Source organism: Mesorhizobium sp. M0074 (assembly GCF_040322975.1).
Classification (GTDB): domain Bacteria; phylum Pseudomonadota; class Alphaproteobacteria; order Rhizobiales; family Rhizobiaceae; genus Mesorhizobium.
The window spans coordinates 22,744-36,084 of record NZ_JAMYUM010000018.1 but is presented as its reverse complement, the minus strand read 5'-3'; the positions used below and the strand labels follow the sequence as shown (position 1 = coordinate 36,084).

Annotated in this window: 12 protein-coding genes; all 12 read right to left on the bottom strand. The window is 65.5% G+C overall.

Features of this window, described 5'->3' with window-relative positions:
* Window positions 1-39: 39 nt before the first annotated feature.
* The 12 genes from NKJ73_RS22855 to NKJ73_RS22800 all read right to left on the bottom strand — a co-directional run bounded on the left by NKJ73_RS22855 (window position 40) and on the right by NKJ73_RS22800 (window position 13,147).
* A complete protein-coding gene (locus tag NKJ73_RS22855; protein WP_352571175.1) occupies window positions 40-528 on the bottom strand; it encodes a (2Fe-2S)-binding protein in 489 nt (162 codons plus the stop codon).
* Window positions 525-3,674, bottom strand: coding sequence for a molybdopterin cofactor-binding domain-containing protein (locus NKJ73_RS22850; protein ID WP_352571173.1), 3,150 nt, complete (start codon window positions 3,672-3,674; stop codon window positions 525-527). Before NKJ73_RS22850 ends, NKJ73_RS22855 begins: the two co-directional genes overlap by 4 nt.
* Window positions 3,671-4,537, bottom strand: a complete 867-nt coding sequence (locus NKJ73_RS22845; RefSeq protein WP_352571171.1) for an aromatic ring-hydroxylating dioxygenase subunit alpha — start codon at window positions 4,535-4,537, stop codon at window positions 3,671-3,673. The genes NKJ73_RS22850 and NKJ73_RS22845 overlap by 4 nt, the downstream gene beginning before the upstream one ends.
* Window positions 4,538-4,551: 14 nt before the next feature.
* The gene (locus NKJ73_RS22840) at window positions 4,552-5,925 is read right to left on the bottom strand and encodes an amidohydrolase family protein (RefSeq protein WP_352571169.1); all 1,374 of its coding nucleotides are present in this window, start codon (window positions 5,923-5,925) and stop codon (window positions 4,552-4,554) included.
* 39 nt (window positions 5,926-5,964) lie between these two features.
* Window positions 5,965-7,530, bottom strand: a complete 1,566-nt coding sequence (locus tag NKJ73_RS22835) for a GMC family oxidoreductase (protein ID WP_352571167.1) — start codon at window positions 7,528-7,530, stop codon at window positions 5,965-5,967.
* A gap of 7 nt (window positions 7,531-7,537) precedes the next feature.
* Entirely contained in the window at window positions 7,538-8,146 is a 609-nt protein-coding gene (locus NKJ73_RS22830; RefSeq protein WP_352571166.1) for a thiamine pyrophosphate-dependent enzyme, read from the bottom strand.
* Window positions 8,143-8,643, bottom strand: coding sequence for a thiamine pyrophosphate-binding protein (locus NKJ73_RS22825; protein ID WP_023674235.1), 501 nt, complete (start codon window positions 8,641-8,643; stop codon window positions 8,143-8,145). Before NKJ73_RS22825 ends, NKJ73_RS22830 begins: the two co-directional genes overlap by 4 nt.
* 90 nt (window positions 8,644-8,733) lie before the next feature.
* Window positions 8,734-9,654 carry a LysR family transcriptional regulator gene (locus NKJ73_RS22820; RefSeq protein ID WP_352571164.1) on the bottom strand — a complete coding sequence of 307 codons (921 nt, stop codon included), beginning with the start codon at window positions 9,652-9,654 and terminating at the stop codon, window positions 8,734-8,736.
* Window positions 9,655-11,457 (bottom strand): adenine deaminase, encoded by a 1,803-nt coding sequence (locus NKJ73_RS22815; protein WP_352571162.1) that lies wholly within the window; start codon window positions 11,455-11,457, stop codon window positions 9,655-9,657.
* A 36-nt stretch (window positions 11,458-11,493) separates the two neighbouring features.
* Window positions 11,494-12,129, bottom strand: coding sequence for a glutathione S-transferase family protein (locus tag NKJ73_RS22810; RefSeq protein ID WP_352571160.1), 636 nt, complete (start codon window positions 12,127-12,129; stop codon window positions 11,494-11,496).
* Window positions 12,126-12,821, bottom strand: a complete 696-nt coding sequence (locus NKJ73_RS22805; protein ID WP_352571158.1) for a Rieske 2Fe-2S domain-containing protein — start codon at window positions 12,819-12,821, stop codon at window positions 12,126-12,128. The genes NKJ73_RS22810 and NKJ73_RS22805 overlap by 4 nt, the downstream gene beginning before the upstream one ends.
* A gap of 23 nt (window positions 12,822-12,844) precedes the next feature.
* Entirely contained in the window at window positions 12,845-13,147 is a 303-nt protein-coding gene (locus NKJ73_RS22800; protein WP_352571156.1) for a hypothetical protein, read from the bottom strand.
* Window positions 13,148-13,341 lie beyond the last annotated feature (194 nt).

The window sequence follows — 13,341 nt, the reverse complement described above, 5'->3', positions numbered from 1 at the left end:
CGCCTGCATGCCTGGCTGCACCGTTTCGAATGATGACCGTCATGTCCGTACCCCGCAAGCGAGCGCCTCGACCGCCGCGAGAGCACCGCGGATGATGGAATGATAGCCGGTACAGCGGCAGATATTGCCTTCGAGCGCGGCGCGGATCTGAGACTCGTCTGGAGCCGGATTCTCCAGCAGCAGAGCGGTCAGCGCAACAGTGATGCCGGGTGCGCAGTAGCCGCACTGGAAGGCGTTTTCCGTCGCCAGAGCCTCGCGCAGGACAATGGCTTCGGGAAGGTCGTCGAAACCTTCCGGCGTGATGATGGTGGCCCCGTCGAGCTGCCACGACATGAGCAGACAACTATTGACCGCGCGATCGTCCATCAGCACGAAACAAGCGCCGCAGCGGCCGATGCCGCAAGCCATCTTGGCGGCAGTCATGCCGAAATGGTCGCGCAGCAGGTCGATCAGGCGTAACTCGGAAGGCACGGCCAGCGCCCGGCGGCAGCCGTTGAGGTTAAAGGTAATCTCGATCTCGGCACTCACGCTGCACTCCTCCGCAGGGCGTCGAGTACCCATTCAGGATCGACCGGGATGCGCTCGGGCCAAGCTCCTGTGGCGTCCGCAATCGCGTTGACGATGGCTGGCGTCACGGCGCCAATGCCAAGCTCACCAACTCCGCGCGGACCGAACGGGTCGTCCTCGTCCAGATCCTCCAACGCGAAGGTCGCGAGGCTTTCCGGCGTGTCGGCAATGCCTGGCAGCATGTAGAAATCGAGGTTGCCGGCAAGATACCGGCCATCCCGCATCGCCGCGTCCTCGGTGAGGGTGAAGCCCAGCCCCTGGACGCCGCCGCCTTCGATCTGGCCGAGATAGGCGGCGGCATCGAGCATCGGTCCGGCCGCGGTGTGCTGATGGAGGTCGAGCACACGTACCTGCCCAGTGATGCGGCTCACGGCAACGCGCGCCAGTGTCGCGCCGAAGGCGAAGATCAGGCGTGCATTGCCTTCCAGATAGTCCGATTTCGGAAACTCGAAGCTGACGGCAGCAGCTGGCAGCCGGTCGGGAGGCAACGCCTCGGCAAGCTCGGCGAAACTCATGAGCAGTGAGCCGCTGTTGGAATGTCGCTCGACGATACCGCCGGGTGCCAGCGCCAGCGTCCCGGCTTCGCGGCAAAGCAGCTGGCCCGCTGCTGCCAGCAGGTCGCGCGTAAAAGGTGGTGCGGCGACTGCCGCGACCCGCCAAACCACGTGAGTGCCGCGCGAGGCGGTAGAGGAACCGGATTCGGGCGTCGCCGCCGTATCACCGGTGACCGGCCGGACATCGTCGCGGCCGCAGCCGAGCGCTCCGGCGACCGCGGCCTTCACCGAGGTGAGCAGGCCTTGTCCCATCTCGTCCAGGCCATAGAGCGCTTCGATCATGCCATCCGCAGCCAAGCGCAACGCGCCTCCGGCCGGGTCCGGCGGCAGCGTGCCTAGTCCGTTGCCTTGATAGTTCATCGCCATGCCGACGCCGATCGTCTCATAGCCGTCGAACGACGGACCACGCGGCTTGGCCCAGATCGGGTCAGCAGCGGCGGCTTGCAGCATCTCGGCCAGACGTTCGGACGGCGCGACCTGCTGGCCGAGATGGCCTCGCGTGCCAGGCTCGCGCAAATTGCGGCGCCGTATCTCGATAATGTCGATGCCGGCGGCTTCGGCCAGCCGGTCCAGCTGGCACTCTACCGCGAAGGCCATCTGGTTGGCACCGAAGCCACGAAACGCGCCGCAGACGCCGTTATTGGTGTAGGCGAGCCTGCCCGAGCTGAGGACGTTGGGAACGACATATGGCCCGCAGGCGTGTTCGAGGGCCGTCTCAAGCACGCCCGGACCGAGCGACGCGTAGGCGCCGGCATCCGCGATCACATCCACCTGCTGTGCGAGCAGCCGACCTTCGGGGTCGCAGGCGGTACGCATATGGATGCGCATGGCATTGCGCTTGGTGCCCGCGATGACGGATTCCGCCCGGTCGAGATGCAGCCGCACGGCCCGTCCAGTCTTCAGCGCCAGCAGGGCCAGGGCCGGCTGCACGGTCAGCTCGTCCTTGCCGCCGAAAGCGCCGCCAGTCGGGCTGGTGACCACCCGTATCTGCTCTTGCGGCATACCGAGGATGCGCGAGAGCTGCATGCGGTCGCGGCGGCCATGCTGCCCACCGGCAAAGACGTTCAGGGTACCATCCGTACCGACGAAAGCGTAGCCGCCCTCCGTCTCCATAAAGCCGTGCATCTGGCTCGGCGTTTCGTAGACAGCCTCGACGATATGAGCTGCCTTGGCAAAAGTCGCGGCGGCATCGCCACGCCTGAACTCGAACCTGCACTGCAGATTGCCGGAGGCGTGGACCGGCTCCGCTCCAGCGGCGAGCGCCTGTTCAGGATCGTCCACGGCCGGCAGTGCCTCGTATTCGACGCTGATGAGAGCAAGCGCGCGTTCGGCCGTCTGGGTGTCAACGGCGGCAACAGCGGCAACCGCGTCGCCGACATAGCGGACCTTGTCGAAGCACAGCGCCGGCTGATCCTGCACGACGATGCCGAAAGCATTGCTGCCGGCAATGTCACGGTGCGTGACAACCGCCGCGACGCCGGGCAGCGCCTCGGCCGCGCTCGTATCGATGGAAACGATCCTTGCATGGGGAATGCCGGCGCGCCGAATGCGCCCGACCAGCATAGCGGGCTCGCGATGATCGGTCAGGTATTCGAGCCGGCCGGCGATTTTCGGCGCGCCGTCCGGCCGCTGGTGCCAGCGCGGGCCGGTTTGCGACCGGGACACAAGAACCTCGGCGGGCGGCTTTCCGGACGGCACGGTCCGCCGGCGCGGCGAATGTGCTCCTTGGGACAACTTGCCGCCGAGCCCGAAGACCAGCGCATTCGCCGCGACATGGCGCCGATAGCGGCCGGACCGCCACGCATCGTCGATCGCCGGCGCCTCTTCGAGAATTGCAGCGTGCAGCTCGGCCCAATCGATCTCCTGGAGGCGCCGGCCGATAAGCAGCGCTTCAGCGTGGCCGAGACGGGCCGCTTGCCCGCCGCCGCTGGCCGCGAGCCGCGCGATCGTAACACGATCGTCCGCCGTTTCGATCAACCCGGCGACACCGGCCACGCTTGGGGTGAAGGCGGCGCGCAGGCCGACTTTGCGATGGGTCCAGCGAGCGGCGGTTGGCTGCTGTGGAACAATGACCGTCTCAATGAGGCCCGCTGACGATGCGTCGGCCAACCATTGCGCGAGCGGCACGACGGCGCGCCCAGCCGGTGAGACGATCTCCAGCTTCGCGTCGATCGCGAGCAGGGCCGGCAGAAGGCAACCCGTGCGCCCCGCGACGTTGCCGCCCAGCGTTCCGAGATTGCGGACGGCGGGTCCCGCCGTGGCGCGGACGGCGGCTGCGAGCAGCGGCAAAGTCTCGCCTATCGCCCGGTCACGCTCCAAGGCACCCAGGGACGTCAGTGCGCCGATGCGGAAGCCGTCGCCGGCCGGCTGGATGCCCTTCAGGCCAGCGATACGGCCGATACTGACAAGGCGCCGCGGCTTTGGCAGGCCCTTCGCCCAGCCGAGTTGCAGCGCCGTGCCCCCGGCGACCAGTTGCGACGCGCCCTCGCCTGCCAATGACAGCGCCTCGGCAACGGAGGCCGGGCGAAGCACCTGGAGACGCGGCTCGGTCATGTGGCTCCCGCGGCCGTGCCGAAACGGATGCCCCTTTCCTTCAGCCAGCGGCGGTAGGCGATGGAGGACCCGTCGGCGCGGGTCGGGATTTCCATCCGCGGCTCGAGCGGAAGGCGCAGCGGCCGCTGGTTCTCCACGATGATCCGGTCCTGCAGGAAGATGACCTGTTCGAAGTTGAGCAGCGCCGTCTGCGTCGAAGCGGAATCGACCAGATACATGACCGGCTGGGCGCGGCAGAGGTCTTCCTCGATGGGCTGGATGAACAGCGCGATCGCGTCGAGCCGGTCCGGCGCCACGGGGCACACGCGATAGAGCATCACCACGAATGGACTCGGCACGCGATAGGTCAGATGCACAAACGCGCCCGAGCTTTCCGTGGCGGCGATGCGCGGCTGGAAGAACGTGCAGTTGGTCGCCCAGACCTCATCCACATCGCGACGTATCTCGCTCAGATAGGCCGGCACCTCCGTGTGCGGCTCCGAGCCGAGAATGTCGGTATGCACGAAGGGGAAGTGCGCCATGTCGAGGAAGTTCTCCACGACACGCAAACCCGAAGCCCGCATCGTCACCCAGCCGCAGGGCACGTAGCGCCGGTCGGCTTCCAGCGCCTCGGCGATCTCGAAGATCCCCTTCCCGGGCTCGCCCAGCGTCGTCCAGACGCAGCCATAGCGCTGCCGGACGGGCAGCGCGGGACCGCGGCCGCCGTCGTCCAGGACCTCCCGGACGGTGATTGCGCCCGCGGCGTCACGGACCAGTTCGATGTCCTGTCCAAGCAGCCGCGTGCGGCTTGGCGCGCCGCCTGGATCGGCCGCCGTCTCCACCGCGTACCAGTCGTCCAGTGCCGCCTTGTCCGTCGTCTTCATGACCGGGGCTCGCCTTATTGGGTCCACTGCAGGCTGCCGCCGGAATTCGCGGCGAGGAAGGCGGCGCGCCGGGCGAACAGGCCAGGCGCGACGCGATGGATTTCGGCGATGATCTCGCGCAGGTCGCCGGTGCGCAGCACGCCGTGCTCGACGAGGATCTCGCCATCGACCATCGTCAGGGATACGTCGCCGCCACGCACGGCGTGGACGAGATTGTGGTGGAGGTTGAAATAGGGTCCGTCGCGGAAGACCGGCGTCATGCGCGGCGTATCGGTTCGGACCGCGATGATGTCGGCGCGCTTGCCGACCTCGATCGAGCCGATCTCATGATCGAGGCCGATCGCCTCGGCACCAAGGATCGTGGCCATGCGCAGAACCTGCCAGCTATCCATTGCGGCGGCGTCGAGGTCCTTCAGCTTGCCTAGCAACGAAGCCACCTTCATCTCTTCGAACATGTCGAAATTGTTGTTCTCCTTCTCGCCGTCCGTGCCGATGCCAACCGACACGCCGGCCTTCAGCATCTCGGCCACCAGCGCGATGCCGCTCGCCAGCTTCATGTTGGAAACGGGGTTGTGGGCGACCGAGACGCGGCGCTTCGAAATAAGCTCGATCTCGTCCCGGTCGAGCCAGACGGCGTGGGCGATCATGGCGCGCGGGGTTTCGAAGAAGCCAAGGTCATCCAGCGCGAACATCGGGCGTTTGCCGTAACGCCGCTCAAATTCCGCGATCTCGATCTCAGCCTCGCTGCAATGGGTGTGGAAGCCGGTCTCGTATTTCCTTGCGAGGTCGATCGCCCGGCGCTGGCCGGCCTCGTCCGCATAGAACAGATGCTCCAGCCCGACCCACACATTGATGCGCCCGCCCGCCTTGCGGTGCCAGCCTTCGATCATCGCCTCGTTCATGTCGAGCGTGTCGAAATAGTCGTAGTCCGGATGCTCGCCGACATAAGGCACGGCGATGAGGCGGTTGCCGATCGCCTCGGCCGCCCTGGCGCTGCCCTCCATGAAACGCCACATGTCGACGACGGTCGTCGTGCCCCCGAGCACGGATTCCGCATAGCAGAGCCGTGACGCCGCCTCGGCCTCGTGCGGCTGCAGCACGCGATGCATCGGATTGATGTGGAGCGTCAGCCAGTCCCACACCGGCAGATGCTCCGCCGTGCCGCGCAGGAAACCGGAATGTGCATGCGCATTGACCAGCCCGGGCATGAGCACGGCATCGTCGAGCTTCTTCACGGCCACGGCCGGATGCGCCGCACGCAGTGCAGCGAGCGCACTGACCGCGGCGATACGGCCATCCTCGACCAGCACGGCGCCGTCAGGCAACACATGGTTATTTTCATCCATAGTGAGCAGCGTGTCGGCCGCAAGGATGAGGCTTCGTGTCATCGCCAGTGATCCGTGTGCGTTCTGTCGTTCATGACATCCTCAAGCTGCCGCGAGCAGGAAATCGGCGGCGCGCTCGCCGATCATAGTGGCGGGCGCGTGGGTGTTGCAGGTCGGGATCGTCGGGATCACCGAAGCGTCGGCGATATGCAGCCCATCAAGGCCGTGCACGGCGAGGCGGCTGTCGACAACAGCCATCGCGTCCTCGCCCATCTTGGCGGTTCCGCAGACGTGGAAGAAGGTCGAGCACGCATCGCGGATGAAGGCAATGGTCTCGGTGCGGGTCAGCCGGCGGTCGGGTGCGGCAAAGTTGCGGAAGACACCGGCGTTCGCCTTTGCAGCCGCCATCTCCATCACCATCTCGACCGCAGTGACCATGGCGTCGAGATCTTCCGGTTCCGCCAGAAAGTTCGGTTGGATTTCGAGCGGCCCGCCGGGCTTGCCGTCGAGTAGCTTCAGCTGCCCGACACTCTTCGAGCGCATCAGGCCCGCACCGAAGGAAAAGACATCGCCGGATACATCGTAGCGCGCGCGTATCGCAGGTTCGGCGCTGTTGCCCTGGACCGGAAAGGCGTGCAGGTCGGGCTGCGGCAGGTCCGGCCGCGACTTCCAGTTCACCATCGAGCCGCCGCCATTGCCCATTATTGGGCCGATCGGGCGCTTCGCGCGGAAAACGCAGGCCTGCGCCAGCGGATGATCCTGAAGATTCCGGCCGACGCCCGGCAGGGCGCAAACGAGCGCAATGCCAAGGCGCTTCAGTTCGAGCGGATCGCCGATGCCTGACAACATCAGCATGCGCGGCGTGTCGATGGCACCGGCCGCGAGCACGATGCTCTCGCGCGCGCGTGTTTCGCGGATTTCGCCACCGACTAGGTGCTGGACCGCGACGCATCGGCTGCCTTCGACCGTCAGGCCGATGGCCGCGGAACCGGTCAGCACCGTCAGCATCGGATGATCGAGTATAGGCACGAGATAGCCCGTCGCCGAACTCCAGCGCTTGCCGTCGCAGATGTTGAAATTCGCGGCGGTCGCCCCCTCGTTGCTGGGGCCGTTGGGATCGTCGATTACGGGGATGCCGATCTCGGCCGCGCCATCGATCAGCGCCTGCGCGACCGGGTGCAGTGCCGCCGGCCGCTCGACACGGAGCGGACCACCCGCACCCCGAAACTCGCTTGCACCATCGCGCCAGTCCTCGCAGCGCCGGAAATAGGGCAGCACGTCGGCGAAGCTCCAGCCCTTGGCGCCGCCAGCCTCCCAGGCATCGTAATCATGTGGGTGGCCGCGATACCACATCATCGCGTTGATGGCGCTTGAGCCGCCCAGCAGGCGGCCACGCGGGATGCCGATGGTACGGCCGTTCACGCGCGGTGTCGGAGCATAGTCATAGCCCCAGTCATAGGTGCCGCGGCCAAGCGGCACCCATTGGCCGGGGTCGTCGGCCTCCACGATCCCAAGACTCGTCGGGCCGGCCTCGATCAGGAGGACGTCGGCACCGGCATCGACCAGCCGCCGCGTCACCGCACAGCCACCGGAACCCGAGCCGACCACGACGTAGTCGTAGCTGGGTTTCAGCGCGCGTCGGGGGACGACAGGTCCGAGGGTGCCCATGATCTCGTCAGTTGTGCTCGCTCGGGCCCATGATGACGATGCCTTCGCTCGCCTCGACGTGGCGGACGAAGATATACTTGTCCTCGCGGCCGTCGCTGTGTTTGCGCTTGATGTCCGGCTGAACCGTTCCCGAGACCTTGGCGACCACCACATAGGGAGCGTCCAAGGCGAGCCCCCTCGCGCAATGCGCGTCGAACTCCTCCACGGTGCGCGCCGTATGGGCGTTCTCGACGCCGGCGCCGCGCGCGATCGCGGCAAGGTCGACGCGGCCCAGCGCCGTATGCGTCGGCGGGCCGCCGATCGACTGGTAGCACTCATTGTCCCAGACCACGATGAAGAGGTTCTTCGGTTGTTCGTTGCCGAGCGTGGCCAGGATGCCCAGATTGAAGAGCAGGCCGCCATCCGTATCGAGCGAAACGACGCGGCGGTGCGGCAGGCCGGCGGCGAGCCCGAAGGCCTGCGGCGTGACGCAGCCGAGTTGCTGCTGGAACAGGCTCGCTTCGCGCATATGCGGCGCGGCGTTGTACCACTCGTCAACGCTGCCGCCGAGCGAAAGGATCACCAGCTCATTCTTCAGCCGCGCGGCAAGCGCCTTCATGCAGTCGAAGCGTTTCATCGCACCACCTCGCCGCCGAGCGCCACGGCCGAATGGTAGTAGGACGCATAGGACCAGGAATAGGCGTCGACGATGGCGCGCTCGATCTTCGCCTCCTCTGTGACGATCCGGTACGGCACGCGCAGCGCGTTCAGCACCGGCTCCATGGTGATGCCGTGCGGGATTGCCCACCAATTGTTCTCGCCGAGCTCGCCGCGGTAGCTCATCAGCATCACGACCGGGATGCCTGCCCCGAGGCCCATCCGGGCCAGCGGCTCGACCGAAGCGCGCAAGCCGGAGTTTTCCATGACCAGCGCCGCGCGCTTGCCCGACAGGAAGACCCCGCCGCAGATCGCCGCGCCCTCACCCTCGTTGGTGACGCGGATCGTGCGGATATCCGGATCGGCATCAAGGGCCGGGTAGAGCTCCTTGAACAGCGAATCGGGCAGGTAGCAGACGATGCTCACTCCCGCCCGCTTAAGCCCCCGAATGACCGCGTCGACCGCACTCTGCTTCATGACATCCCCTTCGGCCGGGAAGTCTCGCAAAGCTCAGTTGTTCGAGATAGGCACAAATTACTCGCTATATCGATGCGCAAAATGCAACAACTAACCATGCAACGCCTCGACCATGCGGGCCAGCAGCGCCGCGAATGCGGAGGCCGCATCCGACATTTCGCGTTCCAGCCGGGCGAGCAGCATCAGCCGGTGCGGGTTCATGCGCGAATCGCGCAACGGCACGAAAACGAGCGATCCGTCAGCCACTTCCGGTTCGATGCCGAGCTTGGTGCGAAGCACCACGCCGAGGTTGAGGCGCACCATCTCGGTCATCAGTCCGATCGAGTTGGTCCGCGACCGTCGCGTGATGTCGATCATGGAGCGCCCGATCGCATCGTCGATCGAAATGCCCAAAGCAAGGCTGTTGTCCGAGACGATGACCTGTTCGCCGGCAAGATCGAACAGCTTCACTTCCTTGCGGCCGGCAAGGCGGCTGTCCGGATGAGCGACGACGCCCAGCGGCAGAGGCGTGCTCGCGATCTTGCGCACGTTGCGCGGCACGCGCACGTCGAAAGCAAGCGCCAGATCGCATTCGCCGTCGGCAACCGCATCGCAGGCGCGCTGCGACCCGGCGACATGCACATCGACCGATATCTGCGGATGGCGCTTCCAGAATTCCTTCAGCGCGTTCGGCACCAGCCCGCGCGCCGCGCTCTCCACGATTGCCACGGACAACGAGCCGCGGTTGAGGCCACTGAGATCATTGATCTCGGACGAGGCGCGGGCCAACTCGGTGATGCTCTGACGCGCGTGGTAGAGCAGAAGCTCGCCTGCGCTGGTCAGTTTCAGTCGCTGACGCACACGCTCGAAGAGCGGCGTGCCCAGTTCGTCCTCCAGACCCTTGATGACGCGGCTGATGGAGGATGGCGCCACGTTGAGCGCCTGCGCGGTCTGGCGAACCGAGCCCAGCCGCGCGACCATTTGGAAATAATGGATGCGCGGTGAGACCAGGCCAAGTCGGAAGGGATCCACTCAGGCGGCCTCGAAGGCGGGGACGATCTCCATTTCCGGCACCAGCACGAGACCTTTGTCGGTGATACGGATTTCGGGGATGACCGAGAGCGGGATGAGGTTGAAGCCCATATAGGGAATGCAGCAGCCGGCCGCCTCCCATTCCCGCTTGAGGATCTTCACCTCCTCTGCGACCTCGGTGACGCGCTTGTCGGACAGCAGACCGGCGATCGGCAGTTCGACCATGGCAGTCACTTTGCCGTCGACGACGACACAGACGCCGCCTTGCGTTTCCTCGATCGCCCGCAGCGCCACCTGCATGTCGGCCTCGTTGAGGCCGGCGATGATGATGTTGTGGCTGTCGTGGCCGACGGACGATGCGACGGCGCCGCGCTTCAGCGTGAAATTGCTGAGCAGCCCGTAGGCGACGTTGCCGTCCGACTTGCCATGTCGCTCGACCACGGTGACGAAGCACAGGCCGTGGCGGTCGAAATGGTTCTGCCAGTCGTTGGCCGGATCGAGCGTGATCTTCTGATGGCCGAGCGTGATCCCCGGCAGTTCGGTGCGGATGGTATGCGCCACCACCTTGGCGGTTGGCAGGTCCGGCGTCAGCTTGATCTGCTTCGGCAGCTTCACTGTGTGGTAGGCCGTGTCCGGATAGCGGTAGCGGGTCGAGAGGTTCTGGTCGAGCAGCGGCGTGATCTTGCCGTCATCGACGACGAGTTCGCCGCCATACCACGTGCTGACGGGATCGAAGCCGTCGTCGAGCAGCACCAGGTCGGCACGGCGGCCGCCACCGAGGCCGCCGATTTCGCCTTCCATGCCGAAGCGCGTCGCGCCATGCAGTGAGCCCATAGACCAGGCCTGCTCCGGCGTCATGCCGGCCTTCATCGCCTCGCGCGTCACCCAGTCAAGGCCGAAGAGCATCAGGTCGTCAGCATCGCGGTCGTCGGTGCAGACCGCGATGCGCTTGTGCGAGGCTCCGAGTTCCGTGATCGTCTTGATCGCTGCGGGCAGGCTGTGCCACGGCGTCGTCGGCGGGCCGCCGCGCAGGAACAGCCAGATGCCGGCTTCGAGCATGTCGTCGGCGATCTCGTGGTTGATCGCCTCATGGCTGTCGGTGACGCCGGACGCTGCATAGGCCGACACGAATTCGCGTCCATAGACGTGTCCCGATACCGGGCGGCCGCGTTTCAGCGCCGCAGCGAGGATGGCATGGCTGCGTTCATCGCCCATAGCCACTGGCACGAAATCCATCTTCTCGCCGAGCGCCACGGCTTCCGGCCATTTGTCGAACAATGCGCCGATCTTCTCGGCTGTCAGGTCGCCACCGGCCGTTTCCAGCAACGGCGAAGTTGCCGGGACGGTGCTCGGAACCGTCAGGAAAATGGACAACGGCGCCAGGCGCGCGTCCTCCAGCATCGCCTCGATGCCAGCAACGTCCATGACGTTGCCGATCTCGTGGCTGTCGCAGAAGAGGGTCGTGGTGCCGTTGAGCAGCGCCGCCTCGGCATAGGCGCAGGCCGTCACCATCGAGGATTCGATGTGGATGTGCGGATCGACCAGGCCGGGGGCGACGATGCCGCCCCTGGCGTCATATATCCTGACGCTGCCGCCCTTATAAGTGCCGGCCGGCTTCACAGCGGCGATCCGCCCTCCCGACAACCAGATCTCGCGGCCTGGAAGCACGCGCTCCGAATAGGTCGACAACACGCGTGCGCCGGCAATGACCAGATCGGGATCGGCTCGCCCGGAAGCGACGCCGGCCAGCCGCCGGGTCATGGACGAGAGCGGCTGGATGGAAAGGCGTGTGAGAGAGGTCATTCTGTTGCTAGCCTCGTTCTCGTCGAATGTTGGGCGTCAATGGTAATCGGGGATGCCCGGCATGGTCGTGAAGCCGGGAAGCGCGCGGAAGCGACGCACCCAGCGGCGCAGCGCCGGATACTCGTCATGGTCGACGCCGAAATCGCGGCTCAGCGCAAACGCCGGAAAAAGCGCGATGTCGGCGATGGTCGGGCGGTCCGCAGCGAACCATTCTTTCTTCTCGAAACCCCGCGCGGTCATATGGTCGTCCATGGCGCGGAGCGCTTGCGCGGCACCGGCACGCAGCGCAGCCTCGTCGCCGGCAGCACCGAACATGGCATGGCGGCGCGCGGCGCCGGCAACGCCGAGATCGCCGGCAGCAAAGAAAAGCCACTGCATCACCTTGGCGAAATCCGCACCATCCGCCGGCAGCCATGCACCCGTTGAATCGCGGCTGCGCGCCAGATGGGCGATGATGGACTCGGCGCCGAACATCGTCACCTCGTCGTCGCGGAGGATGGGCAGGCTGCCCGCCGGGTTCATGGCCAGGAATGGCGGCGTCTTCTGCTCCGCCCCCGGAAATGCATCGACTGCAACGGTCTGCCATTCCAGGCCGAGCATGGAAAGCGCCAGCCGCACCTTGTAGCAGTTTTCGTCCAGCTCGTAGTTGTAGAGCGTGATCCTCGCCATCATGCAGCCCGCGTCGTCGAGGTCGCGCCGGTACGCCCGGTCTCGAGATGATGACGCAGCTCGCTCGTCCAAGCGAAGAAATGCTTCTGCCCCTTGCCGGCATACTTGGCTGCCGGTCCGTCAATCACGACGTGCAGGGCCGATCGTTTGTCGGTCAGTTCCTGCAGGCCAAGAAGCAGCGTGTCTTTGCCGACCGTCAGGCTGAACAGCATCCCGCTCAGCGCCTTCAGATCAGCGAGCCCGGATCCGCGGGAGAAGGGCCTGGGCGGCATGGCCCTCACGACATCGATCACCATTGCGGCGGGACTGTCGAGATACAGGCTGCGGACCGGCACCACCTCCTCTGGCAAGGCAGGCAGTTCGGGCAATGCTGCTGCCGGATCCAGTGCCGTCCAGACTATCCCAGCCGCCTCGGCCGATCTGTGGGCAGACACGGTAATGGACGCCGGCACCCTGAGATCGGGGTGGGCCGGAATGTATCGGCACTGGCCGGCCGCATCGTACTGCCAGCCGTGATAAAGACAGGCAATATGATCGCCGCGGACAAAACCGAAGCTCAGCTTCATACCGCGATGCGGGCAGCGATCCTCCCACACATGCGCTGCGCCACCGTTGTCGCGCCACACCACCAGCTCGTTTCCGCCAAGGCGGATCCCGGCCGAACTGCCCGGCTCGATCGATCCCGACAGCGCCACTGGGTGCCATCCAGCCTGTATCGTCATCCTGCGTCTTCCTCTCTGGAATATCCCCGAATTTCGGCCCGTTCGCAGTCCATCACCAGACAGTCGATTGGTCCCAGGCTACATGCCATCTCGAAGGCATCGATGAGATCGGGCTGGCCCGAAACCTGGACGACAAAAAAATCGTCCGCGGCTTCGTGCACCAGCAGATCGAGATTGAGCCGAGCGGCACGCCTGTCGGCGAACTCGCCAAAGCTCGACGACACCAGTCGACCGATGAAGCGCAGGCGCGTTGTTTGAGGCGGAGGCGCAAGGTTCTGCGCTTCCAGTAAGTGCTTCATGCCTATATTTCTCCCGGCCTGCACATTTTTTAAGCAGTTTTAGAATGTGTCTAGTTAGGCATCATTTTTGGGCTTGTGCAAGCCCCGTTTCCCTGACATCTGTTGCGTATCAGGTGATCGGACAGTTGGAAAAAGCCGCGATTATCGAACAACTCAGCAGCCGTCCGTCGCCGAAGAAAACCAGGTACGGCTTT

Bases quoted from the DNA above. Each gene is read 5' to 3' on its own strand.
- NKJ73_RS22850 (WP_352571173.1), bottom strand. From the start codon at position 3,674: ATGACCGAGCCGCGTCTCCAGGTGCTTCGCCCGGCCTCCGTTGCCGAG.
- NKJ73_RS22835 (WP_352571167.1), bottom strand. From the start codon at position 7,530: ATGGGCACCCTCGGACCTGTCGTCCCCCGACGCGCGCTGAAACCCAGC.
- NKJ73_RS22845 (WP_352571171.1), bottom strand. From the start codon at position 4,537: ATGAAGACGACGGACAAGGCGGCACTGGACGACTGGTACGCGGTGGAG.
- NKJ73_RS22825 (WP_023674235.1), bottom strand. From the start codon at position 8,643: ATGAAGCAGAGTGCGGTCGACGCGGTCATTCGGGGGCTTAAGCGGGCG.
- NKJ73_RS22840 (WP_352571169.1), bottom strand. From the start codon at position 5,925: ATGACACGAAGCCTCATCCTTGCGGCCGACACGCTGCTCACTATGGAT.
- NKJ73_RS22815 (WP_352571162.1), bottom strand. From the start codon at position 11,457: ATGACCTCTCTCACACGCCTTTCCATCCAGCCGCTCTCGTCCATGACC.
- NKJ73_RS22830 (WP_352571166.1), bottom strand. From the start codon at position 8,146: ATGAAACGCTTCGACTGCATGAAGGCGCTTGCCGCGCGGCTGAAGAAT.
- NKJ73_RS22810 (WP_352571160.1), bottom strand. From the start codon at position 12,129: ATGATGGCGAGGATCACGCTCTACAACTACGAGCTGGACGAAAACTGC.
- NKJ73_RS22800 (WP_352571156.1), bottom strand. From the start codon at position 13,147: ATGAAGCACTTACTGGAAGCGCAGAACCTTGCGCCTCCGCCTCAAACA.